Source organism: Streptomyces sp. NPDC107581 (genome assembly GCF_055657175.1).
The window spans coordinates 469,528-496,107 of record NZ_JBVKBH010000007.1 but is presented as its reverse complement, the minus strand read 5'-3'; the positions used below and the strand labels follow the sequence as shown (position 1 = coordinate 496,107).

Annotated in this window: 24 protein-coding genes and 1 pseudogene; 14 read left to right on the top strand and 11 right to left on the bottom strand. The window is 72.7% G+C overall.

What is annotated here, in order from left to right; all coding sequences use genetic code 11:
* Positions 1-31 precede the first annotated feature (31 nt).
* From ACZ7P3_RS21165 to ACZ7P3_RS21145, 5 genes are all read left to right on the top strand, one after another.
* On the top strand, positions 32-922 hold the full coding sequence (locus ACZ7P3_RS21165) for an NADP-dependent oxidoreductase (RefSeq protein ID WP_472083779.1): 891 nt from the start codon (positions 32-34) through the stop codon (positions 920-922).
* Positions 923-996: 74 nt separating this feature from the next.
* Positions 997-2,136 carry an LLM class flavin-dependent oxidoreductase gene (locus tag ACZ7P3_RS21160; protein WP_472083777.1) on the top strand — a complete coding sequence of 380 codons (1,140 nt, stop codon included), beginning with the start codon at positions 997-999 and terminating at the stop codon, positions 2,134-2,136.
* Complete coding sequence (locus ACZ7P3_RS21155) at positions 2,133-2,762, top strand: FMN reductase (RefSeq protein WP_472083776.1); 630 nt, start codon at positions 2,133-2,135, stop codon at positions 2,760-2,762. The genes ACZ7P3_RS21160 and ACZ7P3_RS21155 overlap by 4 nt, the downstream gene beginning before the upstream one ends.
* Before the next feature lie 129 nt (positions 2,763-2,891).
* Positions 2,892-3,614 (top strand): response regulator transcription factor, encoded by a 723-nt coding sequence (locus tag ACZ7P3_RS21150; protein WP_472083898.1) that lies wholly within the window; start codon positions 2,892-2,894, stop codon positions 3,612-3,614.
* Positions 3,614-5,026, top strand: a complete 1,413-nt coding sequence (locus ACZ7P3_RS21145) for a sensor histidine kinase (protein ID WP_472083774.1) — start codon at positions 3,614-3,616, stop codon at positions 5,024-5,026. The genes ACZ7P3_RS21150 and ACZ7P3_RS21145 overlap by 1 nt, the downstream gene beginning before the upstream one ends.
* Positions 5,027-5,087: 61 nt before the next feature.
* On the opposite strand, the gene ACZ7P3_RS21140 is transcribed toward ACZ7P3_RS21145, so the two are convergent.
* The 3 genes from ACZ7P3_RS21140 to ACZ7P3_RS21130 all read right to left on the bottom strand — a co-directional run bounded on the left by ACZ7P3_RS21140 (position 5,088) and on the right by ACZ7P3_RS21130 (position 8,570).
* Complete coding sequence (locus tag ACZ7P3_RS21140; RefSeq protein WP_472083772.1) at positions 5,088-6,938, bottom strand: phosphatidylglycerol lysyltransferase domain-containing protein; 1,851 nt, start codon at positions 6,936-6,938, stop codon at positions 5,088-5,090.
* A gap of 98 nt (positions 6,939-7,036) precedes the next feature.
* Positions 7,037-7,318 carry a hypothetical protein gene (locus ACZ7P3_RS21135; RefSeq protein ID WP_472083770.1) on the bottom strand — a complete coding sequence of 94 codons (282 nt, stop codon included), beginning with the start codon at positions 7,316-7,318 and terminating at the stop codon, positions 7,037-7,039.
* Positions 7,319-7,967: 649 nt separating this feature from the next.
* Positions 7,968-8,570, bottom strand: a complete 603-nt coding sequence (locus ACZ7P3_RS21130; RefSeq protein WP_472083769.1) for a CGNR zinc finger domain-containing protein — start codon at positions 8,568-8,570, stop codon at positions 7,968-7,970.
* A gap of 101 nt (positions 8,571-8,671) precedes the next feature.
* Here ACZ7P3_RS21130 and ACZ7P3_RS21125 point away from each other — a divergent pair, with 101 nt between their 5' ends.
* From ACZ7P3_RS21125 to ACZ7P3_RS21115, 3 genes and pseudogenes are all read left to right on the top strand, one after another.
* Positions 8,672-9,454 carry an MBL fold metallo-hydrolase gene (locus ACZ7P3_RS21125; RefSeq protein WP_472083767.1) on the top strand — a complete coding sequence of 261 codons (783 nt, stop codon included), beginning with the start codon at positions 8,672-8,674 and terminating at the stop codon, positions 9,452-9,454.
* A 305-nt stretch (positions 9,455-9,759) separates the two neighbouring features.
* Positions 9,760-10,686: pseudogene (locus tag ACZ7P3_RS21120) on the top strand (ABC transporter ATP-binding protein); the annotation flags it as partial.
* Between the two features lie 245 nt (positions 10,687-10,931).
* Complete coding sequence (locus ACZ7P3_RS21115) at positions 10,932-11,771, top strand: ABC transporter permease (RefSeq protein WP_472083766.1); 840 nt, start codon at positions 10,932-10,934, stop codon at positions 11,769-11,771.
* A 95-nt stretch (positions 11,772-11,866) separates the two neighbouring features.
* Here ACZ7P3_RS21115 and ACZ7P3_RS21110 read toward each other — a convergent pair whose 3' ends face one another.
* The gene (locus ACZ7P3_RS21110) at positions 11,867-12,370 is read right to left on the bottom strand and encodes a hypothetical protein (protein ID WP_472083764.1); all 504 of its coding nucleotides are present in this window, start codon (positions 12,368-12,370) and stop codon (positions 11,867-11,869) included.
* Positions 12,371-12,626: 256 nt separating this feature from the next.
* Between ACZ7P3_RS21110 and ACZ7P3_RS21105 the strand changes: the two genes are divergently transcribed.
* The 5 genes from ACZ7P3_RS21105 to ACZ7P3_RS21085 all read left to right on the top strand — a co-directional run bounded on the left by ACZ7P3_RS21105 (position 12,627) and on the right by ACZ7P3_RS21085 (position 18,809).
* On the top strand, positions 12,627-13,541 hold the full coding sequence (locus ACZ7P3_RS21105) for a cyclase family protein (RefSeq protein WP_472083896.1): 915 nt from the start codon (positions 12,627-12,629) through the stop codon (positions 13,539-13,541).
* Positions 13,542-13,644: 103 nt separating this feature from the next.
* Positions 13,645-15,234 (top strand): GMC oxidoreductase, encoded by a 1,590-nt coding sequence (locus ACZ7P3_RS21100; RefSeq protein WP_472083762.1) that lies wholly within the window; start codon positions 13,645-13,647, stop codon positions 15,232-15,234.
* 210 nt (positions 15,235-15,444) lie between these two features.
* On the top strand, positions 15,445-16,284 hold the full coding sequence (locus ACZ7P3_RS21095) for an SDR family oxidoreductase (protein ID WP_472083760.1): 840 nt from the start codon (positions 15,445-15,447) through the stop codon (positions 16,282-16,284).
* A 36-nt stretch (positions 16,285-16,320) separates the two neighbouring features.
* Positions 16,321-17,772, top strand: a complete 1,452-nt coding sequence (locus ACZ7P3_RS21090; RefSeq protein WP_472083758.1) for a cytochrome ubiquinol oxidase subunit I — start codon at positions 16,321-16,323, stop codon at positions 17,770-17,772.
* On the top strand, positions 17,769-18,809 hold the full coding sequence (locus ACZ7P3_RS21085; RefSeq protein WP_472083756.1) for a cytochrome d ubiquinol oxidase subunit II: 1,041 nt from the start codon (positions 17,769-17,771) through the stop codon (positions 18,807-18,809). Before ACZ7P3_RS21090 ends, ACZ7P3_RS21085 begins: the two co-directional genes overlap by 4 nt.
* Before the next feature lie 161 nt (positions 18,810-18,970).
* Here the strand turns inward: ACZ7P3_RS21085 and ACZ7P3_RS21080 are convergent, their stop codons facing one another.
* A complete protein-coding gene (locus tag ACZ7P3_RS21080) occupies positions 18,971-20,809 on the bottom strand; it encodes a glycoside hydrolase family 15 protein (RefSeq protein WP_472083754.1) in 1,839 nt (612 codons plus the stop codon).
* Positions 20,810-20,980: 171 nt separating this feature from the next.
* On the opposite strand from ACZ7P3_RS21080, the gene ACZ7P3_RS21075 reads away from it, so the two are divergent.
* The gene (locus ACZ7P3_RS21075) at positions 20,981-21,316 is read left to right on the top strand and encodes a hypothetical protein (RefSeq protein WP_472083752.1); all 336 of its coding nucleotides are present in this window, start codon (positions 20,981-20,983) and stop codon (positions 21,314-21,316) included.
* Between the two features lie 10 nt (positions 21,317-21,326).
* Here ACZ7P3_RS21075 and ACZ7P3_RS21070 read toward each other — a convergent pair whose 3' ends face one another.
* The 6 genes from ACZ7P3_RS21070 to metX all read right to left on the bottom strand — a co-directional run bounded on the left by ACZ7P3_RS21070 (position 21,327) and on the right by metX (position 26,549).
* Positions 21,327-21,635, bottom strand: coding sequence for a hypothetical protein (locus tag ACZ7P3_RS21070; RefSeq protein ID WP_472083750.1), 309 nt, complete (start codon positions 21,633-21,635; stop codon positions 21,327-21,329).
* 134 nt (positions 21,636-21,769) lie between these two features.
* Complete coding sequence (locus tag ACZ7P3_RS21065) at positions 21,770-21,988, bottom strand: hypothetical protein (protein WP_472083748.1); 219 nt, start codon at positions 21,986-21,988, stop codon at positions 21,770-21,772.
* 40 nt (positions 21,989-22,028) lie between these two features.
* A complete protein-coding gene (locus ACZ7P3_RS21060; protein ID WP_472083746.1) occupies positions 22,029-22,844 on the bottom strand; it encodes a hypothetical protein in 816 nt (271 codons plus the stop codon).
* On the bottom strand, positions 22,841-23,782 hold the full coding sequence (locus tag ACZ7P3_RS21055; protein WP_472083744.1) for an ABC transporter ATP-binding protein: 942 nt from the start codon (positions 23,780-23,782) through the stop codon (positions 22,841-22,843). Before ACZ7P3_RS21055 ends, ACZ7P3_RS21060 begins: the two co-directional genes overlap by 4 nt.
* Positions 23,779-25,455: an AprA-related methyltransferase gene (locus tag ACZ7P3_RS21050; RefSeq protein WP_472083742.1), complete on the bottom strand. Its 1,677-nt coding sequence runs from the start codon at positions 25,453-25,455 to the stop codon at positions 23,779-23,781. Before ACZ7P3_RS21050 ends, ACZ7P3_RS21055 begins: the two co-directional genes overlap by 4 nt.
* Complete coding sequence (gene metX, locus ACZ7P3_RS21045) at positions 25,452-26,549, bottom strand: homoserine O-acetyltransferase MetX (protein ID WP_472083740.1); 1,098 nt, start codon at positions 26,547-26,549, stop codon at positions 25,452-25,454. Before metX ends, ACZ7P3_RS21050 begins: the two co-directional genes overlap by 4 nt.
* Between the last annotated feature and the right edge of the window lie 31 nt (positions 26,550-26,580).

The following is a 26,580-nucleotide window of genomic DNA, read 5'->3' as shown; positions in this document are numbered from 1 at the left end:
GACAAGTTCCTTATCTACGGGGAGAGTTGACATGCGTGCTGCTGTGGTGACGGTGTTCGGCGGCCCGGAGGCCGTGGAGATCGTGGACGTGGAGGTGCCGGAGCCCGGGGCCCGGCAGGTCCGGATCAAGGTGGCGGCCGGGGCGGTCAATCCGGTGGACCTGGCGCTGCGCGCCGGCCTCTTCGGCGGGGCGGGCAAGGCGGTCGGGCTCGGCTGGGACGTCGCCGGGACCGTGGACGCGGTCGGGGTGGCCGCCGCCTGGCAGGTCGGCGACGAGGTGGTCGCGCTGGTGCCGGGCGTGTCCGACCCGCTGGGAGCGCACGCCGAGTACGTCGTCGTGGACACCGACGCGGTGGCCAAGGCGCCGGCCTCGGTGGACGCGGTGCACGCCGGCACCCTGCCGCTGAACGCCCTGACCGCCGCCCAGGCCCTGGACCTGCTGGAGCTGGCGCCGGGTGCGTCGCTGCTGGTGACCGGTGCGGCGGGCGCGGTGGGTGGGTTCGCGGTGCAGCTGGCCGCGCACCGGGGGATCGCGGTGACCGGGCAGGCCCGGGCGGCCGACGAGGCGCTGGTGCGGTCCATGGGTGCCACCGGCTTCACGTCCGAGGTGGTCGCGCCGGGGAGCGTGGACGCGGTGCTGGACGCGGCGATGCTCGGTGAGCCGGCGCTGGAAGGGGTGCGCGACGGGGGTGTCTTCGTCAGTGCCCAGCCCGGTCGGCAGCCCGCCTCGGTGCGCGGGGTGCGGACCGTGGCCGTGCAGGTGAGCGCCGACGGAGCCCGGCTGGCGGAGCTGGTCCGGCTGGTGGACGAAGGGGTGCTGAGTCTGCGGGTGGCGGAGACGTACGGCCTGGACGAGGCGGCCAAGGCGCACGCCCGGCTGGCCGAGGGCGGGGTGCGTGGACGGCTGGTGCTGGTGCCCTGAGGGCGGAATACCGCCGGGTGGGTGACCGTTGAGGGGTATAGTTGAACGGTCAACCAACTGGAGGATGAGCGACCATGCAGTTCGGGATCTTCACGGTCGGCGACGTCACGCCGGACCCCACCACGGGGCGTACGCCGACCGAGCGCGAGCGGATCAAGGCCATGGTCGCCATCGCGCTCAAGGCCGAGGAGGCCGGGCTCGACGTCTTCGCCACCGGCGAGCACCACAACCCGCCGTTCGTGCCGTCGTCCCCGACCACGATGCTCGGCTATATAGCGGCCCGCACGGAGCGGCTGATCCTGTCCACCTCGACCACCCTGATCACCACCAACGACCCGGTGAAGATCGCGGAGGACTTCGCGATGCTCCAGCACCTGGCCGACGGGCGGGTGGACCTGATGACGGGGCGCGGGAACACCGGGCCGGTCTACCCGTGGTTCGGGCAGGACATCCGGCAGGGCATCAACCTGGCCATCGAGAACTACGCCCTGCTGCACCGGCTGTGGCGCGAGGACGTCGTCGACTGGGAGGGGAAGTTCCGCACCCCGCTGCAGGGCTTCACGTCCACGCCCCGGCCCCTGGACGGGGTCGCGCCGTTCGTCTGGCACGGGTCGATCCGCTCGCCGGAGATCGCCGAGCAGGCCGCGTACTACGGCGACGGCTTCTTCCACAACAACATCTTCTGGCCCGCCGACCACACCAAGCGGATGGTCGAGCTGTACCGGACCCGGTACGCCCACTACGGGCACGGCACGCCGGAGCAGGCGATCGTGGGCCTGGGCGGTCAGGTGTTCATGCGCCGCAGTTCGCAGGAGGCGGTGCGGGAGTTCCGGCCGTACTTCGACAACGCGCCGGTGTACGGACACGGGCCCTCGCTGGAGGACTTCACCGAGCAGACCCCGCTGACGGTCGGCTCCCCGCAGCAGGTGATCGAGAAGACGCTGGGCTTCAGGGAGTACGCCGGTGACTACCAGCGCCAGCTGTTCCTGATGGACCACGCGGGGCTGCCGCTCAAGACCGTGCTGGAGCAGATCGACCTGCTCGGCGAGGAGGTCGTTCCGGTGCTGCGGAAGGAGTTCGCCGTCGGGCGCCCGGCGGACGTGCCGGAGGCGCCCACCCACGTCTCGCTGCTCGCGGAGAGAGAGAAGAGCGAGAAGAACCAGAGGAACCAGAAGAGCGAGAAGAGCGAGAAGAGCGAGGTGACCGCCGTATGAAGCTCGTCGTCGTGTCCGCGGGGCTGAGCGTTCCGTCCTCCACCCGGCTGCTGGCCGACCGGCTGGCCGCCGCGGTGGGCCGGCAGGCGCCGCCGCCGCTGGACGTCCTCACGGTGGAGCTGCGCGAGCTCGCGGTCGAGATCGCGCACACCTTCACCAACGGCTTTCCCGGCCGGAACCTGGCGGCCGCGCTGGACGCGGTGACGCACGCGGACGGGCTGATCGTCGTGACCCCGGTGTTCTCGGCGTCGTACAGCGGGCTGTTCAAGTCGTTCTTCGACGTGCTGGACAAGGACGCGCCGGCGGGCAAGCCGGTGCTGATCGCCGCGACGGGCGGCACGGCCCGGCACTCGCTGGTCCTGGAGCACGCCCTGCGTCCGCTCTTCGCCCACCTGCGGGCCGTGGTCGTCCCGACCGGCGTCTACGCCGCCTCGGAGGACTGGGGCGCGCAGGGGCTGCCGGAGCGGATCGAGCGGGCCGCCGGAGAGCTGGCCGCGCTGATGACGGGGCTGTCGGGCGCCCGCCCGGGCCCGTCCGAGGAGGAGCGGCCGGCCCCGGTGGAGGTCGCCGACTTCACCGTGGTGCCCTTCGCCGAGCAGCTCGCCGCACTGCGACCCGCGGGGTGAGAAGACGGCGGGGCAGCGCTTCCGGTTGTCCGTGTGACGGTGAGAGGGCGGTAAAAAGCGTGATCGTAGGGCCATCGGGCCCGGGCCAATCGCCGGTGGCCTTGGCAGACTGGGAGCGTGCCCCAGACTGTGCTGCTCGCCGAAGACGATCGTGCCATCCGCCATGCCCTGGAGCGTGCCCTGGCCCTGGAGGGGTATGAGGTGACGGCGGTGGCCGACGGCGTGGAAGCGCTGGCACAGGCCCACAGGACCCCGCCGGACGTCCTGCTGCTCGACGTGATGATGCCGGGCATCGACGGGCTCCAGGTCTGCCGGGTACTGCGCGCCGAGGGCGACCGCACCCCGATCCTGATGCTCACCGCCCTGGTGGAGACCGCCGACCGCATCGCGGGCCTGGACGCCGGTGCGGACGACTACGTCGTCAAGCCGTTCGACGTCGAGGAGGTCTTCGCCCGGCTGCGGGCGCTGCTGCGGCGGACCAGCCCGGTGCCCGCGGGCGGCGCAGGCCCGAGCTCCTCGGGCGAGGGCGGGCGGGAGGTGCAGGTCTCCGACCGGCAGGTGGAGGCCGCGGGGATCCGGATGGACCTCCAGGCCCGGCGGGGCTGGCGCGGCAGACGCGAACTGGAGCTGACCCGCACCGAGTTCGAACTGCTGGAACTGCTGGTGCGCAACGCCGGGATCGTGCTCGACCACTCCACCATCTACGACCGCATCTGGGGCTACGACTTCGGACCCGGCTCCAAGAACCTCGCCGTGTACGTCGGCTATCTGCGCCGCAAGCTGGACGAGCCCGGCGCCGCGCAGCTGATCCACACCGTGCGGGGCGTGGGTTACGTGCTGCGGGAGGACTAGTGGGCCGCCGCTGGCGGCCGGCGGCCGGGCCCCGGCCCAGGCTGGTCTCCCTGCGCACCACGTTCGCGGTGTCCTTCGCCGCCGTCACCGCCGCCGTCACGATCCTCGTCGGCATCCTGTCGTACGGCTCCGCCGCGCGGCTGGTCCGGGTCGACCAGCAGTCGGTGTTCACGCAGGTCGTGCAGGACGTGCGGGACGAGGTGCGCCAGCACGAGATGGTCCCCGAGGACTTCTCCTCCTCCCGGCCGGGCCATGACGTGGTCCGGCCCGCCCGCACCGATGTGCAGGTGCTCGGCGCGCACGGGCAGATCGTCGACCACGGCAGCCCGGTGCTGCCCGTCACCGCCGGGGACCGGGCCGTGGCCGCCGCGCGGGCGGCCGGCACGGTGGTCGAGCACAAGGACGTCCGGGTCGGCGAGGACCTGTTCCGTATCGCCACCGTCTCGCTCGGCCACGCAAGGGGCGCCGTGCAGGTCGCCCAGGAGTTCAGCGACACCGAGGATCTGCTGCGGGCCCTGCAGCAGCGCACGCTGATCCTGATGTCCGCCGTCGTGGTGGCCGCGGGGCTGTTCGGCTGGTGGCTGGCGCGCCGGATCACCCGGCGTCTGGTGATCCTCACCTCCGCCGCCGAGGACGTGGCCCGCACCCGGCAGCTGGGTATCGAGGTGCCCGTCGCGGGTCTGGACGAGGTGGGGCGGCTCGGGCGCGCCTTCGACCGGATGCTGGGGCGGCTCGCACAGTCGGAGGAGGACCAGCGGCGGCTGGTCCAGGACGCGGGGCACGAGCTGCGCACGCCGCTGACGTCGTTGCGTACGAACATCTCGCTGCTGCGCCGGATCGACGAACTTCCTCCGGAGACGCGCGAGGACCTCGTCGCCGATCTCACCCAGGAGGCCCGCGAGCTGACCGATCTGGTCAATGAGCTGGTCGATCTGGCGGCCGGGCAGTCCGACACGGAGCCGCCGCAGCGGGTGGATCTCGCCGACATCGCCGAGGACGTGGTGGGGCTCGCCAAGCGGCGTACGGGGCGGGAGATCGTGCTGCGCACGAGCGGGGACACGACGACCGACGGACGGCCGGGGATGCTGCAGCGGGCGATCTCCAACCTGGTCGAGAACGCGGCCAAGTTCGACCGGGGCGGCAAGGCCCCGATCGAGGTCAACATCGCGGGGCCCGCACGGGCGGGGACGGTGCGGGTCGAGGTGCTCGACCGGGGGCCCGGTATCGCCGAGGGCGATCTCATCCGGATCTTCGACCGGTTCTACCGGGCCGCCGATGCGCGCTCGTTGCCGGGGTCGGGGCTCGGGCTGTCGATCGTGCGGGAGGTCGCCATGGCGCACCGCGGGGCGCCGTTCGCGTTCCGTCGGGAGGGCGGCGGCGCGGTCATCGGATTCACGGTGGGCGGCGGCTGAGGCAGCAGCCCCTCCCGGCCGCCCCACCCGCGGGCTCTCGCGCTGACCGCGCCGCGGTCGGTCACGGTGCGGTGGGCTCCGCGGGGGCCGGCTGCCTGCGGCGGGTGAACGCCGGCAGGGTGGGCGGGGCCAGGAAGCCCTCCGCGCGGGCGCTGGCCAGGCCGATGCGGGGGATGTCGCTGCTCTTGGCGAAGAGCAGGAAGCGGGGCTCCCACACCGGGCGGTACTTGGCGTTGGCGCGGTAGAGGGACTCGATCTGCCACCAGCGTGAGAAGAAGGTGAGGATCGAGCGCCACAGACGCAGGACCGGGCCGGCGCCGAGGCGGGAACCGCGCTCGAAGACCGAGCGGAACATGGCGAAGTTCAGCGACACCCGTCGCACGCCCAGCTTCTCGGCCTGGAGCAGCAGTTCCACGACCATGTACTCCATCAGCCCGTTCTCGCAGTCGCGGTCGCGGCGCATCAGGTCCAGGGAGAGGCCGTGCTCGCCCCAGGGGACGAAGCTGAGCAGGGCGCGCGGCACCTCGTCCCCTTCGCCGGCGCTGCCGTCCAGGCACTCCAGCATCACGCAGCGGCCGTCGCCGGCGTCGCCGAGGCGGCCCAGCGCCATGGAGAAGCCGCGCTCGGTGGCGCCGTCGCGCCAGTGGTCGGCACGGTCGATGAGCAGGGCCATCTCCTCGTCGGGGATGTCCTCGTGACGGCGGATGCGGACCGTGTAGCCGGCCCGGCGGACGCGGTTGTGGGCCTGGCGCACGACGCGCATCGCCCGGCCGTCGAGGGTGAAGTCGGCGAGGTCGACGATCGCCTCGTCGCCCAGTTCCAGGGCGTCCAGGCCGTGGCGGGCGTAGATCGTGCCCGCCTCCTCGCTCGCGCCCATGACGGCCGGGGTCCAGGCGTGGCGGCGGGCCTCGGCCAGCCAGGCGTCGATGGCGCCGGGCCAGGCCTCGGGGTCGCCGATGGGGTCGCCGGAGGCCAGGCTGACACCGCCGATGACGCGGTAGGCGACGGCCGCCTTGCCGCTGGGGGAGAAGATGACGGCCTTGTCGCGGCGCAGCGCGAAGTAGCCGAGGGAGTCGCGCTCGCCGTGCTTGTCGAGCAGGCAGCGGAGCCGGTGCTCGTCCTCCTCGGCGAGCAGGCACTCGCCGCGCGGGGAGCGGAAGCAGGCGTACAGCACCAGGAGGAACGTCGCGGCGATCAGGACGTTGACGATCACGTCCGCCCAGCGGGGGGCGTCGACGGCGCCGACCCGGTCGGCGAGCGGGCCGACGCTGACGCCGCGCAGCAGGGTGTAGGCGATCTCGTCCTTGAGGGTGGCGCCGGGGAGCTTGTTCGTCGCGTCCACCAGCAGGGTGCCGAGGGTGCCGCTGACCAGTGCGCCGCCGGCGCCGACGGCGAGCGCGAGACGCGGGTTGGAGCGGTCGCCGATGGCCTCGAACTCACGCCGCCCGATCAGCAGGGCCGCCACGAACAGGCCGGTGAGGACCGCGGAGAGCCAGTTGAACGGGTGCTCGCGGTAGGGGGCGCGGGTCAGGGCGAGGACGTAGAGGCAGAACAGGGGGCCGGCGAGGAGGAGGTTGAAGACCCATGCGGCGCGCTTGCGGCGGCGCATCACCACCGCGAGGAACAGGGCGAGCGCCGCGGAGATGAGGCCGGCGGTGGCCAGGTACGGCGTGAAGAACTCGCCCGCGTTGTGCTCGTGCACCTCCTCGCGGAAGGGCAGGGAGAGGACGGCGGCGATGTTGAGCACGGCCTGCAGCCGCAGGTACCAGACGGTGGCCGACGCCGCACGCCTGCGCAGCCGGCCGTCGCCGTCCGGCAGAGCGGGGATGCTGAGGCGTGGTCCCCGCTGAGCGGGAACCTGTGGGGTGATCGGGCTCGACTGAGGTGCGGGCAACGACTGACGTGCGGGCATGGTGACGGGCACCTTGGGGGAGGGGACGGGTCATCGCTGACCCTACAGCTCGTAGGGTAGTGCGGCCACGGGCTTGCACACACCCGGTGCACAGGGTCTCATCCCGGACCCCGGGGGCCGCGCCGGGCCGCCGCGAGCAGCCAGGCCAGGTTGCCCACCGCCGCCCCGGCCGCCACCGCGGCGACGATCACCCCGCCGGTGGCGAGGCCGTCGCTGAACAGATGCGGGCGCCGGTCGAGGCTGTGCAGCCCGAAACCGCACAGTTCGTAGACGCCGACGGCGGCCACGACCAGGCTGACGACCAGCAGGGTCAGCGTCGGGCCGAGACTGCGCGGGCCGAGGTCCGGCGATGGGTGCGGTTCCGTTTCCGTGTCCTGCATGGTCTCCCCCGATGAACAGACGTGTGGCCGTTGGCGGTTGGGAACCTACAATACGTAGGGTCGGGCTGGGGTCGGCGGCATGCGGATCCGGATCGGCGCATCGGCGCGGACAGGGAAGGCGTCACCGGGCTCATCGGCACCGGCGACGTCCGACCGGGCGGGCGGGACTGCGAGCGGGCAGCTCCATGATGGCCGAGGACGTGAACGCGGCCGTGCGAGGCGCGCTGGAGGCCGGCACCGCGGACATCCTCGCGAACGGCGCCCACGGTCCGGTGCGCGGCTGCGCGGGGGATGCCGCGGAGCGGGTGGAGAGTATGTCGGCGAGCGGAGCCCTCGCGCCTGTGAGCAGGGGTCCTCGATCGTGCGCGGGACCCTTGGCCGTGAGCAGAGCCCTCGCCTGTGAGCGGGACCCTCGGTCGTGAGCAGGACCCCCGGTCGTGAGTACGGCCCTCGCCTGTGAGCAGGGCCCTCGGCCGTGAGTGGGGCTCTTGGTCGTGAGTACGGCCCTCGCCTGTGAGCAGGGCCCTCGACCGTGAGTGGGGCTCTTGGTCGTGAGTACGGCCCTCGCCTGTGAGCAGGGCCCTCGACCGCGAGTAGGCCCCTCTGCCGTGAGTAGAGGCTCTCGGTCGTGGGCAGGCCGTCGGCCGTGCTACTCGGCCGGTGGCTGTGCGGCGCGGCGGGCGTAGGCGCGGGCCGCGCGGGCGCGGTCGCCGCAGCGGGTGGAGCACCAGTGACGTCGGCCGTGCCGCAGCAGGTAGCGGTTGCAGGGGGCGGACCCGCACGCGGTGAGGCGCTCGGCGTCGGGGCCGGTGAGCAGGTCGGCCGCGTCGGCGGCGAGAGCGGCCAGGGCGTGCTCGACGATCTGCGTGGTGGGGTGGGACGCCGCCCGGTACAGGCCGCGCTCGGGATGCCAGTGCAGCAGGGCGGCCGCGGGGGCGCGGGTGAGCGCGTCGTTGAGGGCGTTCAGGGCGCCGGCCGGGGCGGGGCCGCCCTCGACCCGCGAGGCGAGCAGGGAGCGGATCTCCTCGCGCAGTGACCGCAGCCGGCCCGCACACGTCTCCTGGAGGTTCGCGCCGGCCGGGGCCAGGCCGCGTTCCACGAGCCACCGGTCCGCCGCCATGGGCGTACCGAGCAGGTCGAGGGAGTGGCCGCCCGGCAGGGCGACGGCACTGTTGGCGAGGTCGAGGGCCGGGTACTGCTCGGCACCCGGCGCGGTCGGCGGTGCCTGCTCTCCTGTCACGCTCCCTGTCATGAGCCTCATGGTACGGCTTGCGCGCATCCGTGAGAAACGGCTAGGGTCACTTCACGGATAGACAATCACTCATCCGTGAGAAGAAGCGTGAGGTGTTCACCATGGCCACTGCCGGTCCGACCCCCGACACCACGAGCGAGCAGATACCCGTCCGCGTCCTCGGCGGCCCGACCGTCCTCATCGAGTACGGCGGGCTCCGCCTGCTCACCGACCCGACCTTCGACGACCCCGGCGACTACCCCTCGCCCGGCGGCCGGACCCTGGTCAAGACCGCCCCGCCCCGGATCGGCCGGAGTGAGCTGGGCCCCGTCGACGTCGTCCTGCTCTCCCACGACCAGCACGCCGACAACCTCGACCACTCCGGCCGCGCCCTGCTCGCCGAGGCGCCCCGCACCTTCACCACCGCCAGTGCCGCCGGCCGCCTCGGCGGCACCACCCGGGCCCTCGCGCCCTGGGAGTCCGTCGAACTGCCCCGCCCCGACGGCGGCACCCTCACCGTCACCGCCGCGCCCGCCCTGCACGGGCCCAAGGGCTCCGAGCCCCTCGTCGGCGAGGTCACCGGCTTCGTCCTGACCTCCCCCGACCTGCCGAGCGTCTACGTCAGCGGCGACAACGCCTCCCTGGAACTGGTCCAGGAGATCGCCGACCGGTACGCGCCGGTCGACACCGCCGTCCTCTTCGCCGGAGCACCCCGCATGCCCGTCCTCGACGACGCCCTCCTCGTCCTCGACGGCGTCGGAGCCGCGAGCGCCGCACAGCTCCTGGACGCCCGCCGCGTGGTCGCGGCGCACTGCGACAGCTGGGCCCACTTCACCGAAGGCCGGGAGCACGTGGTGGCCGCGTTCACCGCGGCGGGGCTGGCGGACCGGCTGCAGCTGGACTGAGCGGCAGGGCCTGCGGGCCGGGCCGAGTCGGAGGGGCGGCCGGAGCCGGAGCGGGCGGCGGGAGCCGGAGCGGGCGGCGGGAGCTGCACCGGGCGGTGGGTGTCTGCGGGCCGGCCGGAGCCGGACCGGGCGGCGGGCGGTGCCGGGGCACTGCCCGTAGGGGCGCCGTACGACCCGCATGGGCCCGTTCGGCCCCCGGTACCTCGGAACCGGGACGATTCGGACCCTAGCGTTGCGGGTGAGGCGTCAGATGCGACGGACGCCACAGTCCGAGAGGACACCCGAGTCCGAGAGAAAGAGCGCCCATGATCGACGCACGTCAGCTGAGCAAGAGGTACGGCGAGAAAACGGCCGTCGACGCGCTGGACTTCACCGTGAAACCGGGCACCGTGACCGGCTTCCTGGGGCCCAACGGCGCAGGCAAGTCCACCACCATGCGGATGGTCGTCGGCCTCGACGCCCCGACGAGCGGCACCGTCACCGTCAACGGCCGCCGCTACGCGCGCCACCAGGCACCGCTCCAGGAGGTCGGGGCCCTCCTGGAGGCCAGGTCCGTCCACCCGGGCCGTACGGCCAGCAACCATCTGCGGGCGCTCGCGCTCACCCACGGCATCCCGCGCCGCCGGGTCGACGAGGTCATCGAACTGGCCGGTCTCGGCAGCGTGGCGCGCAAGCGGGCCGGTGCCTTCTCCCTCGGCATGGGCCAGCGGCTCGGCATCGCCGCGGCGCTGCTCGGCGACCCGCACACGGTGATGCTGGACGAGCCGGTCAACGGTCTCGACCCGGAGGGCGTGCTCTGGATCCGCACGCTGCTCACCTCGCTCGCGGCGGAGGGCCGGACGGTGTTCGTCTCCTCCCATCTGATGGGCGAGGTGGCGCAGGTGGCGGACCACCTGATCGTGGTGGGCAGGGGACGACTGCTGGCCGACACCACGGTCCGTGACCTGGTCCGCCGGGCGGGCGGCGACACGGTGCGGGTGGCGACCCAGGACCCGGCCGGGCTCCGGGACGTGCTGGCGGGCCCGGGTGTCGACATCACCGGCCGGGCCGGCTCCGAGGAGCTGCAGGTGACCGGGCTGAGCGCCCGCGAGATCGGGCTGAGGGCCGCCGAGCACGGGATCGCGCTGTTCGAGCTGACCGCGCGGTCCGTCTCCCTGGAGGAGGCCTTCATGGACCTGACCCGGGACGCCGTGGAGTACCACGGCTCAACGACCGGCATCGAGACCGCGGGGAGCAGGGGGAGCATCGAGACCGCGGGGAGCTCGGGGAGCTCGGGGAGAGCGGGGAGAGCGGGGAGAGCGGGGGCTGCCGGGTCCGCCGCCGGAAACCCCGAGACTGCCGGGTCCGCCGAGACCCTCAAGATCACCGAGACCCCCGATACCGCTGGGCCCGCCGAGACGCCCGAAACCGCCGAGACCCCCGAGACCGCTGGGCCCGCCGAGACCCCCAAGGCCGCCGAGTCCGCCGGGAGGACCGCATGAGCACCCTCACCGCCGCCGAGGCCCCCCGCACCGCGCCCTCCGCCCGTCCCGGCTACCGCGTGACCGGACGGCGCGTGCTGCTCTCCGAGTGGGCCAAGCTCTGGTCGCTGCGGTCGACCTGGATCACCCTGGGCCTCGGCCTGCTGTTCCTCGTCGCCTTCGGACTGATCGCCGCGACCCGCTACAAGTCCATGATCGGCTCGCCCCGGATGGACCGGGACTTCGCCCGCGCGACGGCCGTGAGCCTGTCCCTCTTCGGCACCAACTTCGCCCAGCTGGCTCTCGGCGTCCTCGGTGTGCTGGTCACGGCGGGGGAGTACTCCACCGGCACGATCCGCTCGACCCTGGCGGCCGTACCGCGCCGGCTGCCCGTCCTGTGGTCCAAGGCCGCCGTGTTCGGGCTGGTCGCGCTGGCCGTCGGCACCCTCGGCGCGTTCGTCGCGTTCCTGGCCGGCAGCGGGATCGTCTCCGGCACCCCCGCCGCGATGGGCCTGACCCACGCGGGGGTCGTGCGCAGCCTGCTGGGCGCCGGGCTCTACCTCGGCCTGGTCGGCGTGATCGGCACCGCCCTCGGCGCACTGCTGCGGTCGGTGGCCGGCGGTGTCTCGCTCCTGGTCGCCGTCCTGATGCTCATCCCCGGCCTGGTCTCGCTCCTGCCCAGCTCCTGGCAGAACGACATCAGCCCCTGCCTGCCGAGCAACGCGGGCCGGGCGGTGTTCGCCCTGACGCACGACTCCACCACCCTGTCGCCCCTGGCCGGGCTGCTGGTCTTCCTCGGCTGGACGGCACTCGCCCTGGCGGGTGCGGCGTACCGGATGGTGCGCAGCGACGCGTGATCCGGACGACGGCGGCGGCGCGGGCCGGCGGGGTGCTCTGCGCCCCGCCGCCGGGTGCTCTGCGCCCCGCCGCCGCCCGGGCGGGCGAGGGGCGGTCAGTAGCGCAGGGCCGAACCGACCGCCGCGTGCACGTCCCCGCTCAGCTTGCGGTTGCCGGTGGCCGTGGCCTCGCCCGAGGCGCCCGCGGCCACGTCCTTGACGGTCACCACGGTCACGTCCAGCAGATTGCCGCTCTTGTCCGTGAAATTGACCTGGACGGCGAAGGACTTGGCGGAATCGGCGGTGTTCTTGGCGGTCACCTTGGCCGTCGCCTTGCCGTCACCGCCGATGGCGACGGTGCCGAGCGTGACGTCGTCCTTGGCCTTCACCCCGTTCTTGACCTCGTCGAGCTTCCGCCTGGCCTCCGCCGACGCCGACGCCAGCGCATCGGATCCCCGGGAGGCGAGGGACGCGACGGCCGAGGACGCCGCCGAGGCCGCTTTGCTGGCGGCGCCGGAGGAGTTTCCGGAATTGCCGGAGCACCCTGCCGCCGCGACCGCGACCGCGACGACCACGGCCGCCACCGCCCCCGCCGCACTCCGTGTCGTGCGCCTTGCCATACCGCACCTCCAGTCAGTCCTGAGCCCTTCGGCCCTGTCTCCCAGTGAAGGCGCCGCCGTCGTGGCCTGCACGTCGAGCCGTCCGGGCATGCGGGGCCCTCGGCCGAGTGCTGCAATGAACGGGAGGGAGGGTCCGGACGAGGAGGAGTCCCCGGTGACCTCGCACCCGCAGCCCGTACCCGCACAGCCCGAACCCCCGGGTCCCGGACAGCCTGAACCCCCGCATCCCGCACCCGCGCGCGGGGCATCGCCCTCCCTGTCCGAGGCGGCCTTCCGCGCCCTGTACCGCCGTCTGCGGGACCGGGACCCGGCCGCCGCGGAGCACCGGCGCGGCGCACTGGAGCAGCTGACCCCCGAGCGGGTGACGGCGGCCGCGGCCGAGGTCCGGTGCGGACGCACCGTGTCGCTGGCCGCGCCCATCGAGACCCGGACCGGCCCCGACGACCCGGAGCCCGCGTCCCACCACATGACGGCACCGACGCAGGGGGAGGTTGCCGGGCACGGACTCGCGTTCGCCCGCGACCGGTTCGCCATGAACGTGCACGGGGACGCCGACAGCCACCTCGACGCGCTGTGCCACGTCATGTTCGACGGCGAGCTGTACGGCGGTGTCCCGGCGAGCACCGTGACGCCGGACGGCGCCGGGGCGCTCACGCTCGACCTGGTGCGGGACGGCATCGTCGGCCGCGGTGTCCTCCTCGACATCCCGCGCCTGCGCGGGGTGCCGTGGCTGGAACCCGGCGACCAGGTGACGGCCGAGGACCTGGCCGCGGCCGAGGCCGCCCAGGGGACGGAGGTCGGACCGGGTGACCTGCTGCTCGTGCGCGTGGGGCACCGGCTGCGGCGCCGGACCCTCGGCGCCTGGAACGTGGCGCGGGCGAGGGCGGGTCTGCACCCCACGGCGATGAGCTTTCCGGCCGAGCGGCGGGTGTCCGTCCTGGGGTCGGACGGCAACAGCGACGCGGCGCCCGGCGCGGTGGCCGAAGTCCGGTTTCCCGTGCATGTGCTGGCGGTCAACGCCATGGGGCTGCATCTGCTGGACTACCTGGACTTCGAGGAACTGGTGCCGGTGTGCGAGCAGCAGGGCCGCTGGCACTTCCTGTGCGTGGTCGCCCCCCTGCGGCTCCCGGCGGCGACCGGCTCCCCGGTGAACCCGATCGCCGTTCTGTGACCGTGCCGGTGCGGGGCACGCTCCGGGTGCCGCACACCCGTACGGCGCGTACGTTCGAAGGGGGGAGAGCCAGCAACGGCCGCGGACCGCACGAGCAAGGACGGTGGTTGCCGTGGACACCCTGCCCCCGTACGACGTCATCGTCATCGGTACCGGTGCCGGAGGCGGCACGCTCGCCCACCGCCTCGCCCCGTCCGGCAGACGCGTGCTCCTGCTCGAACGCGGCGGCTACCTGCCGCGCGAACGCGACAACTGGGACTCCACGGCGGTGTTCGTCAAGGGCAAGTACCGGGCTCCGGAGTTCTGGCTCGACCGGCACGGCAGGGAGTTCCCGCCCGAGGTGAACTACTACGTCGGCGGCAACACCAAGTTCTACGGGGCGGCGCTGTTCCGGCTGCGCCCGCAGGACTTCGGCGAACTGCGCCACCACGACGGCATCTCCCCCGCCTGGCCCCTCGGTTACGAGGACCTGGAGCCGTACTACACCCAGGCGGAGCACCTCTATCTGGTGCACGGCCGGCACGGAGAGGATCCCTGGGAAGGGCCGTGCAGCGCGCAGTACGCCTACCCGCCGGTCGAACACGAGCCGCGCATCGAGCAGTTGGGCCAGGACCTGGAGAAGCAGGGGCTGCACCCCTTCCACCTGCCGATCGGCGTCGACCTCACCCAGGACGAGCACGGCCGGGCCACCCGCTCCAGCGTCTGCATCCGCTGCAACCGGGTGGACGGCTTCCCCTGCCTGGTGCGCGGCAAGTCCGACGCCCAGGTGATCTGCGTGGAGCCGGCCCTGCGCCACCCCAACGTCGACCTGGTCACCGGCGCCCGGGTGACGAGGCTGGAGACCGACCCCTCCGGCCGCACCGTCACCACGGTGGTCGCCCGGCTCCCGGACGAGGAGGAGGCCCGCTTCTCGGCCGGCATCGTGGTCGTCGCCTGCGGGGCGGTCAACTCCGCCGCCCTGCTGCTCGCTTCGGCCGGCGACCGGCATCCGCGGGGGCTGGCGAACAGCTCGGACGTGGTCGGCCGCCACTACATGCGGCACAACAACCTTGCCCTGATGGCCGTTTCCAAGGAGCCCAACGACACCCAGTTCCAGAAGACCCTCGCCCTGCACGACTGGTATCTGGGCGCGGACGACTGGGACTACCCGCTGGGCGGCATCCAGATGCTCGGCAAGTCGGACGCCGAGCAGATCCACGGCGAGGCCCCGCGCTGGGCCGGCGCGGTGGCACCGGACATGCCCTTCGAGGTCCTGGCCCATCACGCGGTCGACTTCTGGCTGTGCGGGGAGGACCTGCCGCAGGCGGACAACCGGGTGACGCTGGAGAGCGACGGCCGCATCCGCCTCACGCTCGACGAGACGAACAACATCGCCGGTCTGGAGCGCCTGCGGCACAAGCTGCAGCACATGCTCGGACATCTCGGCATGCACGAGCACCGGCTGCTGTCCCGCAGCATCTACCTGCACAAGGGCATGCCGATCGGTGCCACCGCCCACCAGGCCGGCACGGTGCGCTTCGGCACCGACCCGGCGGCCTCGGCGCTGGACATCAACTGCAAGGCCCACGATCTGGACAACCTCTACGTCGTCGACACGAGCTTCTTCCCGAGCATCGGCGCGGTCAACCCGTCCCTGACGGCCATGGCGAACGCCCTGCGCGTGGGCGACCACTTGCTGGAGCGGCTGAGCTGACCTGCCCGCCCCCGTCCCGCAGACGCCCCGCCCCGCAGACGCCCCGCCCCGCCCGCGGCCCGCCCCCGACCGGGCGAAGATCCTCGGCCGGGCAGCGCAACACGGTCCGCCCCGGCATGCCGCCGTACCCCCGCGGTGCTTGTCTGATGCCCGGACCTCGGGCCATGTGCCCGGCTCCGGACCGGGCACGCGAGGGAGGAGCAGGACATCGTGAGTTCCACCGAGGGCGCACCCCGGGGTGTGGTCCCCGCCCACCTGCTGAAGGGCCAGAAGGCGCTGGTGACCGGCGCGAACTCCGGGATCGGCAGGGCGACCGCCGTCGCCCTGGGCCGGGCCGGGGCCGACGTCGTGGTGAACTACGTGGCCGGCCGTGAGGAGGCGGAGTCGGTGGTCGAGGAGATCACCGCCTTCGGGGTGCGCTCCGCGGCCTACGAGGCGGACGTCTCCGACGAGGACCAGGTCGTCGCCATGACGGACCGGATGGTCCGGGAGTTCGGCACGATCGACATCCTGGTCGCCAACGCGGGACTGCAGCGGGACGCCGCGATCACCGAGATGACGCTGGCCCAGTGGCGGAAGGTCCTGGACGTCAACCTCACCGGGCAGTTCCTCTGCGCCCGTGAGGCGACCAGGGAGTTCCTGCGCCGCGGAGTCGTCCCGGAGGTGTCGCGCGCCGCCGGGAAGATCATCTGCATGAGTTCCGTGCACCAGATCATCCCGTGGGCCGGCCACGTCAACTACGCCTCCTCCAAGGGCGGCGTCCAGATGATGATGGCGACCCTGGCCCAGGAACTCGCCCCGAAGAAGATCCGCGTGAACGCGGTCGCCCCCGGAGCCATCAAGACCCCCATCAACCGCGACGCCTGGGACACGCCCGAGGCGGAGCAGGACCTCCTGCGGCTCATCCCCTACGAACGGGTCGGCGAGCCCGACGACATCGCCCACGCCGTCGTCGGCCTCGCCTCCGACCTGATGGACTACGTCGTGGGAACCACCCTCTACGTCGACGGCGGCATGACCCTCTTCCCCGGCTTCGCCACCGGCGGCTGACCCACCCCACTCGCGTCGGCCCCCGGGGAGACCCGTATGCACACCGTGATGGCGGCGCTGCCGGACGCGCCGGCCCAGATGCTCCCGGCCAGATCGATGATGGCCTTCACCCTCGCCTCCCACATCATCCTGGTGCCGCTGGGCGTGGCGCTGCCGCTGATCACCCTGATCATGCACGGCTACGGGCTGCGCCGCGGCGATGCGGCCGCCCTGCTCCTGGCCCGGCGGTGGTCGGCCGTGATGGCCGTCCAGTTCGCCATCGGCGTGGTCACCGGCACCGTCCTCTCCTTCGAGTTCGGGCTGCTGTGGCCGGGCATGATGGGCCGGTGGGGCGATGTCTTCGGCATCGGCTTCGGCGTCGAGGCGTGGGCCTTCTTCCTGGAGGCCGTCCTCATCGCCGTCTACCTGTACGGCTGGCGCAGACTCCCCGCCCGCGCCCACTTCCTGCTCGCGCTGCCGCTGCCCCTCGCCGCCCTGCTCGGAGCCTTCGGGATCCTGGCCGCCAACTCCTGGATGAACACCCCCCGGGGCTTCGCCCTCGACGCCGCGGGCAACCCGATCGACGTGCGGGTCCGGGAAGCGATCTTCACGCCCATGTTCGGCCCGGAGTACTGGCATTTCGTCATGGCGATGTTCGTGACGGCCGGCTACGTCGTGGCCGGCGTCTACGCCGCCGGATGGCTGCGCGGCCGCCGTGACCGCTATCACCGGCTCGGTTTCACCATCCCCTTCTCGCTCGCCGCGGTGTGCACTCCGGTGCAGTTCGTGCTGGGCGACTCCATCGCCCGGCAGGTGTTCCACAAGCAGCCGGTGAAGTTCGCCGCGATGGAGGTCGTCTGGAGGACCGGCACCCATGTACCGGAGTACCTGTTCGGCCGGCTGCACACGAACGGGACCGTCTCCGGCGGCATCAGGATCCCGCAGCTCGACTCCGTCCTGGCCGGCTTCCGCCCGGACACGCGGGTCACCGGGCTGACCGCCGTCCCCGCGAGCGACCGGCCGACGCCCGCCCAGGCCACCATCGCCCACTGGACCTTCGACATCATGGTCGGGATCGGCTCGCTGCTGATGCTGCTCGCGCTCTGGTACGCCGTGATGTGGGTGCTGTGCCGCAGGCTGCCCGCCTCCCCCTGGTTCTTCCGCTGCGCGGCCCTGGCCGGCCTTGCCTCCGTCGTCGCCGTCGAGTGCGGCTGGATCACCACCGAGGTGGGCCGCCAGCCGTGGATCGTCTACCAGAACATGAGGGTCGCGCAGGCGGTGACGGCCACCCGTTCCGCCGGCCTGTGGACCATGTTCGGGCTGGTCGTCGTGGTCTACGTCTTCGTATTCGGGTCGTTCCTGGCCGTGCTGCTGAAGATGCGCACCCGCTGGCGGCTCGCCGACCGGGCGGACGGGCCCCGCACACCGGGGGCGACACCGGAGACGGACACGGCGACACCGGAGACGGACACACCGTACGGGCCGCGCTCCGCCGGGAGCCGGCCGTGATCGCCGGGGCCATCGCCGTCGTCCTGCTGCTCGCGATCGCCGCCTACGCCTGCGCCGGCGGCACGGACTACGGAGCCGGCTTCTGGGACCTGACCGCGGGCGGGGCGGAGCGCGGCAGACGTCCCCGCCGGCTGATCGACCACGCGATGGCTCCCGTGTGGGAGGTCAACAACGTCTGGCTGATCTTCGTGCTGGTCATCATGTGGACGGGTTTCCCCGTCCTGTTCCAGCAGGTGTTCACCACGATGTGGCTGCCCCTGGCGCTGGCCGCCGTGGGCACCGTGCTGCGCGGCGCCGGCTTCGCCCTGCGCAAGCCCACCCGGCGGCTGTCCGGCCGGCGCCTCTACGGTGCCGTGTTCGCCGTCGCCTCGCTGCTGACGCCGTTCTTCCTCGGCGCCGCGGCCGGGGGAGTGGCCTCGGGCCGGGTGACGGCCACGACCCAGGCGTCGACGGACGCCTGGGCCAACCCGACCTCGCTGCTCTTCGGCCTGCTCGCCGTCGCGGCCACCGCGCTGCTCGGCGCCGTCTTCCTCGCCGCGGACGCCCGCCGCTTCGACGTGCCCGGCCTGGACGGCTACTTCCGGCGGCGGGCCCGGTGCGCCCTCGCCGCCGTCGCCGTTCTCGCCGTGATCACGCTGGTCGTCACCCACGGGGACGCGCCCCATGTGTGGCACGGGCTCACGCACGGCGTGGGGCTCGTCTTCGTCGTCCTGGCGGCCGTGTGCACGCTCGCCACCGCATGGCTGCTGACGCGTGCCTCCGGAGCCTGGTCCCGGGCCGCGGCGGTCGGCGTGGTCGCGTCGGCCGTCATCGCCTGGGGCATGGCGCAGCGCCCCTATCTCGTCCCGACCTCGCTGACCGTCGCCCAGGGCGCCGGCGCGCCCACCACGCTGCGCTGGCTGGCGTTCGTCACGTTCGGCGCCGTCGTGCTCATCGTCCCCGCGGTCGTCCTGCTCTACTGGCTGGACACCCGGGGCGAGCTGGAGGGCCTCACCGACGCGGACCTGCGGCGTACGGGCGCCGGCGACGACGGCTGATCCCCCCGGGGGCGGACGCGGGTCCGTCCCGCTGCACCGGGGTGCGTTCGGCCGTAACGCGTCGGTCCGGCCGTAACGGGTCCGTCCGGCCGTAGCGGGTCGGTCCGGCCGTAGCGGGTCGGTCCGGCCGTAGCGGGTCGGTCCGGCCGTAGCGGGTGCGGCTAGCGCCGGTCGAGGGCCGCGTTCAGGGTGATGGCCGTGTCGATGAGGGCGAGATGGGTGAACGCCTGCGGGAAATTGCCCAGTTGGCGGCCCGTCAGGTCGATCTCCTCGGAGTACAGGCCCAGATGGTTGGCGTAACCCAGCATCTTCTCGAACACCAGCCGGGCCTTGTCGGTACGCCCCGCGCGCGCCAGGGCGTCGACGTAGATGAACGTGCACAGCGAGAAGGTGCCCTCCGAGCCGCGCAGGCCGTCGGGCGAGGCCTCGGGGTTGTACCGGTAGACCAGGCTGTCGCTGACCAGTTCCTCCTCCATCGCGTCGAGGGTGGAGTCCCACATGGGGTCGCTGGGCGTGACGAAACCGACGGTCGCCATGCGCAGCAGCGAGGAGTCGAGGACGTCGCTGCCGTAGCGCTGGACGAAGGCCCGGCGCCCCTCGTTCCACCCCTTGGCCATGATCTGTTCGTACAGCTCGTCCCGCGCGGCGCTCCAGCGCGAGGTCGCGGCCGGTCTGCCGCTCGACTCGGCGAGCCGCAGGGCGCGGTCGAACGCGACCCACGACATCACACGGCCGTACGTGAAGTCCTCGCGGCCGCCGCGCGTCTCCCACAGGCCCTCCTCCGGCTGGTCCCAGTGGTCGGCCAGCCAGTCCAGGTCGGTCTGCAGCGCGGTCCATCCCCGGTGCCCCAGCTGGAGGCCGTGCCGGTGCGCGAAGTAGATGCTGTCCAGCGCCTCGCCGTAGATGTCCAGTTGGAGCTGGGTGGCGGCGCCGTTGCCGATCCGTACCGGGGCGGAACGCGCATAGCCCTCCCAGTGGCCGAGGATCTCCTCCTCCAGGTCGGAGGAACCGTCGACCGTGTACATGATGTTGATGGGGCCGGAGTCCCCGCCGCGGTCCGGCCGCTCCGTGACCCGTTCGCCGAGCCATCGGATGAACGCCTGCGCCTCGTCGGTGAACCCCAGCCCCAGCAGGGCGTACACGGAGAAGGAGGCGTCGCGGATCCAGGTGAACCGGTAGTCCCAGTTGCGCTCGCCGCCCAGTTGCTCCGGGAGCCCCGCCGTCGGGGCCGCCACCAGGGCGCCGCTGGGGGCGTAGGTCATGAGCTTCAGCGTCACCGCCGAGCGCTCCACCGCCTCGCGCCAGCGTCCGGAGTACCGCGACTGGCCCAGCCAGGAGCGCCAGAACGCGACGGTCTCCTCGAAGAGCCGGTGGTACTCGGCGAGACGGATCTCCCCGGGCGGCCCGTCGGCGGCCCATTCCAGGACCATTCCGCGCTCCTCGCCCGCCTGCAGGGTCAAGGTGGCCTGCAGGTCGCCCTGCTGGTCCGCGACGGTGTCCATCAGCCGCTCGTCCTCCGGCTCGCGGACGGGGTGCATGGTCAGCGTCGTGCCGTCGTCCGCGGCGAACACCGCGCCGTGTTCCGTGAGGTGCAGCTCGTGGGCCGTGCGCCCGTAGTCGAACCGGGGAGCGACACTGCCCTCGAACGTCATCGCGCCGCGCACGCAGCGGACCATGCGGACCAGGCGGTGGCGGGGCGTCGCCGTCGTCCCGGTCACGGGCATGAAGTCGACCACCTCCCCGGCGCCCGCCTCGGTCATGAACCGGGTCACCAGGATCGCCGTGTCGGGAAAGTACAGCTGCCTGGTCGCGTACGTCTCCTCGCGCGGCCTGACCGTGCAGTGTCCGCCCTTGTCCTTGTCCAGAAGCGCACCGAACACACTCGGTGAGTCGAACCGCGGGCAGCAGAACCAGTCGACGGTCCCATCGGTGGTCACCAGCGCCGCGGTCTGCAGATCGCCCAGCAGACCGTGGTTCTCGATCAACGGGTAGCCGTCCATCGGGGCGCCCCTTCCGGAGAGTGATTCACCCGAATGCACCCCCTCCGATCAGCGTAAGCCGGGGGTCCGGCCCCGTCCCGTCGGGCCCGGCGGGCGTCTCCGTGCTCTCTGGCGGATAGTGGTGGCGGGAGGACGTCCCCGCCGGTTCCCCGTCCCGGCACTGGAGGCTCGATGCGTGCTTCACGGCCGCTGGCCACACTCACCGGTATCGCGTTGCTCGGCATCGCGCTCACCTCCTGCCAGGACCAGGCGTCCGGCCAGATCGTGGCGCGCAACGGTCTCAGACCCGTGGAGACCATCTCGAACCCGTCGGTCCACGGGTGCCACCCCTTCCGCGAGGGCGTCACCCGTGTCACCAACTACACCCAGAGCAGCATCCTCCTGTACACCACACCCGACTGCACCGAGCCGCCCGGCGGGCAGCGCATCTACCTGAGCATGCAGGCGTCGGACGACGTGGTGAGGTCATCGGGCCCGTGGCGCAGTTTCGCCATCGCTCCCGAGTGACTCCGCGCGGTCACTTCTTCACGTACAACACCTGGTAGAGCAGCGGGATGTCCGTTCCCCCGCGGTATTCGGGATGGCACAGGAAGTCGGTCCAGCGGCCCCCCGCGACACCCTTCTCGCCCTGGGTGGCACAGCCTTCCGCGGTGGTGAGCCAGGCGGCCTGGTAGACGTAGCCGTCCGGCGGACTCCAGGCCGCGGCGCGGCCCTCGCCGGCCCGGGCCGCCGCGGGGCTGTCCGCGGCGGCCGCCACGGAGCCGAGGGAGGTGAGGGCGGCACCGGCCATGAGCGCCGTGACGCAGACCTGGGAGAACCGGGGCATGCTCGTTCCTCTCGTGACGAAATGATGGCGCACGTCGACGGGGAAGGGCTACTGCGGAGCCGACGGGAAAGGGCTACTGCAGGGTCGACGGGAAAGGGCCGGGAAAGGGCTACTGCAGGGTCGACGGGAAAGGGCTACTGCAGGCCTGCGTCGTGGGCTTGCGCCGATTCGGTCTCGGCCTGGCTCAGGGCCATGCCCTCCACTCTGGTCACCACGCCCCAGTGGCGCTCGACCGGGCACCGCGCGTAGCGCCGGCTGGGCGTGAGCCGGATCGACCTGAGGCCGATCAGCGGGAGCCAGGTTGCCGTGAACAGGTGTCCTGCGGAGCAGCGCACGATCGTCTTGCCGGCCATCGGCCATTTCTCCTTGCGGTGGGAGCTGGATACCGGCGTCTCAGGAGTCGAGCGCCGTTTCGGGGCTGAAACAGACGGTGACGACGGTCACGGACGCGACGGCGATCAGGAACGTACTGCCCCCCGCGGCCAGCAGCAGCCGGGTGGCGCCCAGGCGCGACAGCCCGTAGGTCAGGGCGAACAGGGAGCCGATCGCCGGCAGCATGGCGATCACGTTGCCCAGGTTGCCGCCGGACAGGCCCGCCGCGCCGCCGATCTGGGTCAGGCGCGGGAACAGCAGGCTGACCAGGAGCGCGAGGCTGCCGCTGGTCAGGGCGATGAGCAGGGGGAAGACCAGCGACAGTGCCGTGTATCCCGCGTCCAGGTGGAGCCGCGTCGTCGTCGTGGCCACGAGCAGGCCCGTCGCCAGGGCCACGATCAGCATGTAGGCGGCCCAGAACCCGGTCGCCGCGGCGGCCATGTAGCCGAGGACGGCGGTGGCGATGCGCCGGGGGGTGTAGGGGGCGCTGAGGAGTTCCTCGAAGCCGCCCCGGGTCACCTCCGCGCCCACCAGGCCCTGCACGGCGCGGGTCACGGACACCGAGTTGAAGAACGCGGCCAGGCCCGGCCCCAGCGTCAGCAGGATGCCCGCCGTGACGGCGTGGCCGCCGCTGGTGTAGCGGGCGGCGACGTCGAGGAACGAGCCGGCGCCGTTGACCGCCTGGCTGCCGCGCAGGGACGTGAGCACCATGATGGCCAGCACCGCGGCGAAGGGCAGCACCGGGCCGAGCAGATGACGTTTTCCCTCGTGGAGCAGGCGCCAGATGAGCGCGTGGGTGAGCGCGAACGGGCGGGGGGTCCCGGCGGGTGCCGTCACTGCTGGTCCCAGGTCTGGTAGGTGGGCTGGTGGGCCTGGCCGTCGAGGTGGAGGAAGATGTCCTCCAGGGCGTTGCCGGCGTGCGCGGCCTCCCTGAGCCCCACGCCCCGGCGGACGAGTTCCTCGATGACCGTCTCGGCCGCGTCGTCGTCGGCGACCTCGACCAGGACCGAGCCGTCACGGTCCGCGACGGGCTGGTGCCCGAGGCTCCGGAGCGCCTCGGTGGGATCCAGACGGGCGCGGATGCGCAGGCGCAGGCCGAGGCCCACCATCTCCTCGCGCAGCGCGGCCGGTGTTCCGCGCCCGGCGATGCGGCCGCCGCTGAGCACCGTGACGTCGTCGGCGAGTGCCTGGGCCTCGCTCATGTTGTGCGTGGAGGCGATGACCGTGTGACCGTCCGCGGCGAGCGCCCGCAGCCGTTCCCTGAGGTCGGCGGTCGCCGTCGGGTCCATGCCCGTGGTGGGTTCGTCCAGCAGGAGGACGGGCGGTTCGGGGAGCAGCGCCTTGGCCAGCGCGACGCGTTGGGTCTGACCGCGGCTGAGGGTCCCGGCGCTCCGGCCGACGAGGTCGTGCAGGTGCAGCGCGGACACGACGTCGGCGATGCGCTGCTCGCGGGAGGCGGCCGGCAGGTCTAGGACGCGGGCCCAGTAGCCGAGGTTGTCGCCGACCGACAGTTGCGGTGAGAGCCCGGCCCGGTGCGCGGTCACCGAGATCAGCCGTTTGGCGCCGGGGTCGCGGTGCGGATCGCGGCCGGCGATGCGCACCCGCCCGGACGTCGGCCTGAGCACAGCGGCCAGCACCCGGAACAGCGTGGTCTTGCCCGCTCCGTTGGGGCCGAGCAGGACGTGCACTCCGGGCCCGAAATCCAGGCTCACGTCCGTCAGGACGGGCCGTCCCCGGTATCCGGCACACACGTCCTCGGCGGACAGCACCATCATCGCTCCCCACACGTGGTGAAGTGGTCGATGGTCAGCATCGTATGACCGGTGTTCGCGGCGCCAAGGTCGTGATGTCGAACGCTACGGAATCCGGCCACTTCGGCGGCCCAGGCGAACACCTGTGGTTCCACCGGGTATTGGTGGGAGTAGCCGTGGGTGGCGTCGAGGTCGCTCGCCAGGGTGGTGCCGTTGAGGGCCGCCGCGCGGGTCACGTCCAGGGCGTGGGCCTCGATGACGACCAGACCGTGGCGGTGGGCCAGGCGGCGCCAGGCGTGGAAGTGCGCGGCCAGGTCGCGGGCCATGTCGTCCGGGGTGATCGCCCGGCCGTCGGGAGTGGCGAAGAAGCGGAGCATGCGGGGCGGCCGCGCGGTGCCGGACGGGCAGGGGGACGGCCGGGTACGGAAGTTGCGGTCGTGGATGACGGATTTGCTGACGTGCAGGGCGTCGGTGGCGTCCAGTCCGTGCTCCGCCAGTGAGCGTGCCGTCCCGTCGGGGTCGGTGATGTCGCCGTCGACGACGAGGTGGGGGATGCCGGCGCGGGCGAGCCGTTCGGCGGTGATGCGCCTGGCCACGGGACTCGGCTCGACACCGACCATGAGCAGGGGACGCTCGTTCAGGCGGCTGCCGCGGACCGTGCGGTCGTGTATCGCGGTGTGGAGGGTGTGCAGCAGGCTCCCGTCCCCGCAGCCGGAGTCGACCACGAGGGCCGGCTGCCGGTCGAGGTCCGGCCCGTCGAAGAGGGGCAGGCACACGTCCAGGAAGGGCTCCCGGCAGGTGGCGGTGAACACGTCCCCGCTGAAGACGATGTCCAGTTCCCGGTCCAGGTGGGCGTCCTCGTCGGGTACGGCGTCCGTGACCGCCGGGTCCCCGAAGAGCAGCCGGTCCACGTCTCCGAGGGCGGGGAGGTAGCTGACGGGATGCCAGTACTGGCGTGCGCAGGCGGCGGCGGCCGTGCCCAGCGGGGTGAGCCGGGCCGCCGTGTCGTCCAGGGTGGCCCATCCCTGGTGCGCGAGGATCTCGCAGGCGGTCCGCAGCGCCCGGGGGTCGGCTCCCTCGTGCCCGGTGAACGGAATGGTCTCCGAGTCCGGGTCCAGCAGGCCGTGCTTGGCCAGATGGGCCATCAGGGGCGCGGTGAGGTGGCCGTCCAGGTGGGCCAGTACCTGCAGTCTCGGTGCGACCGGGCGGAAACCGCCGGGCACGTGCCACTCGGCCCGCATGAGGTCGCGGGCCGCGGCCAGTTCCCGCTCGCCCTCCCGGTCCCGGTCCGCGAACAGCACCCTGCCGAGCCGCTGGGCCAGGGGCAGGAACGCGGTCGCCGACGGGTAGGAGGCGGCGAGCGCGCTCATGACCGTACGGCCGTGACGGGTGGGCAGATAGCTCAGGGTGCGCACGGGCCCCTGGTCCGCGTGGGGGACGAGCCATCCCTGGTTGGCCAGCAGGCCGAGAGCGACGTGCAGATATCCGGGGTTGGCCGCCACGCCCTCGGCGAGAACGTGCACGTCCACGGGTTCGTCGGCCAGCAGCCGGGCGAGGACACCGCGCCGGTGCAGCGCGGCCACGGTGGTGCCGACCGACAGCCCGTCGATGTGCCGGCACACCTGCTCCCACGCCATGCCCCGCAGCTGTCCGGGGGCCGGTGGCCGTATGGAGGCCGGTGGCCGTACGGAGGTCATCGGGCGTCCTCCTCGGTCAGGAAGGGGGTGACCTCGCGGGCGAGCGTGTCGACTTCGTAGAGGAACCCGCCGTGTCCCAGCGGACTGTCCAGGACGGCGTGGCGCGAGGGCGTGCCCTGGTCCGCCAGGACCTGGTGCATCACGTCCGTCTCCTGCGGCGGATAGCGCCAGTCGGAGCGGTAGCTGACGAACAGGGTACGGGCGGTCACGGGCTTCAGGGCCGTCTCCAGGCTGCCGTAGCGGCCGTGGAGGTCGAAGTACTCCTCGGCCCGCATCAGATGGAGCAGGGCGTTGGCGTCGATCGCGGGGCGCGGCTGGTTCCCGATGGCGTCGAGGAACGCCTCGATCGCGAATTCCGGGCGCAGGGTGTACCGCGGCGGCTGCCCCGTCACGGTCCGGCGCGCGAATCGCCGGCCCATGGCGTCACGGCTCATCCACAGCGGCACGGCGGCCACGAGGGCACTGGCCAGACCACGGACCGGGCCGGGCCCCGGGTAGTAGTCACCGCCGTTGAAGTGCGGATCGCTGCGGATGAGATGGCGCATCACGGAGAAGATCGCGATGGTGTGCGCCGAGGTGTCGGGGCCGGTCCCGATGACGACGGCGTTGCGGACCGCACCGGGGTGGGAGACGGCCCACTGCAGTGCCTGCTGGCCGCCGAAGCAGCCGCCGATCACCGCGTGCAGCCGGGTGATCCCCAGCCGTTCCACGAGCCTGCGCTGGGCGTCGACCGCGTCCTCGACGGTGACCACGGGGAAGGCGGATCCGTACGGACGGCCGGTGGCCGGGTCCGTACTGGCCGGCCCCGTGGACTCCCCCGCGCAGAGCACGTCCGAGGAGATGACGAAGTACCGGTCGGTGTCGAGCATGCGGCCCGGGCCGATCGCCGTGTCCCACCAGCCGGGGCGGGAGTCCCCGGCCGTGCGGCGCCCCGCCGCGTGGGCGCCCTTGGTGAGCGAGTGGCAGACCAGGACGGCGTTCGTGCCGTCCTGGTCCAGTTGCCCGTACGTCTCGTACGAGAGCTCGAAGCCGGGCAGCACCCGCCCGCTGCTCAGCTCCAGCGGGGTGTCGAAGCGGGCCCTTCTGACCTGCACGAGGGACCCACCCCCGCCCGGGCCGCCCGCG

Coding starts and splice junctions, on each gene's coding strand:
- ACZ7P3_RS21160 (WP_472083777.1), top strand. CDS start 997: ATGCAGTTCGGGATCTTCACGGTCGGCGACGTCACGCCGGACCCCACC.
- ACZ7P3_RS21055 (WP_472083744.1), bottom strand. CDS start 23,782: ATGATGGTGCTGTCCGCCGAGGACGTGTGTGCCGGATACCGGGGACGG.
- ACZ7P3_RS21125 (WP_472083767.1), top strand. CDS start 8,672: ATGGCCACTGCCGGTCCGACCCCCGACACCACGAGCGAGCAGATACCC.
- ACZ7P3_RS21080 (WP_472083754.1), bottom strand. CDS start 20,809: ATGGACGGCTACCCGTTGATCGAGAACCACGGTCTGCTGGGCGATCTG.
- ACZ7P3_RS21140 (WP_472083772.1), bottom strand. CDS start 6,938: ATGCCCGCACGTCAGTCGTTGCCCGCACCTCAGTCGAGCCCGATCACC.
- ACZ7P3_RS21135 (WP_472083770.1), bottom strand. CDS start 7,318: ATGCAGGACACGGAAACGGAACCGCACCCATCGCCGGACCTCGGCCCG.
- ACZ7P3_RS21050 (WP_472083742.1), bottom strand. CDS start 25,455: ATGACCTCCGTACGGCCACCGGCCTCCATACGGCCACCGGCCCCCGGA.
- ACZ7P3_RS21090 (WP_472083758.1), top strand. CDS start 16,321: ATGCACACCGTGATGGCGGCGCTGCCGGACGCGCCGGCCCAGATGCTC.
- ACZ7P3_RS21070 (WP_472083750.1), bottom strand. CDS start 21,635: ATGCCCCGGTTCTCCCAGGTCTGCGTCACGGCGCTCATGGCCGGTGCC.
- ACZ7P3_RS21115 (WP_472083766.1), top strand. CDS start 10,932: ATGAGCACCCTCACCGCCGCCGAGGCCCCCCGCACCGCGCCCTCCGCC.
- ACZ7P3_RS21155 (WP_472083776.1), top strand. CDS start 2,133: ATGAAGCTCGTCGTCGTGTCCGCGGGGCTGAGCGTTCCGTCCTCCACC.
- ACZ7P3_RS21075 (WP_472083752.1), top strand. CDS start 20,981: ATGCGTGCTTCACGGCCGCTGGCCACACTCACCGGTATCGCGTTGCTC.
- ACZ7P3_RS21130 (WP_472083769.1), bottom strand. CDS start 8,570: ATGACAGGGAGCGTGACAGGAGAGCAGGCACCGCCGACCGCGCCGGGT.
- ACZ7P3_RS21165 (WP_472083779.1), top strand. CDS start 32: ATGCGTGCTGCTGTGGTGACGGTGTTCGGCGGCCCGGAGGCCGTGGAG.
- ACZ7P3_RS21065 (WP_472083748.1), bottom strand. CDS start 21,988: ATGGCCGGCAAGACGATCGTGCGCTGCTCCGCAGGACACCTGTTCACG.
- ACZ7P3_RS21110 (WP_472083764.1), bottom strand. CDS start 12,370: ATGGCAAGGCGCACGACACGGAGTGCGGCGGGGGCGGTGGCGGCCGTG.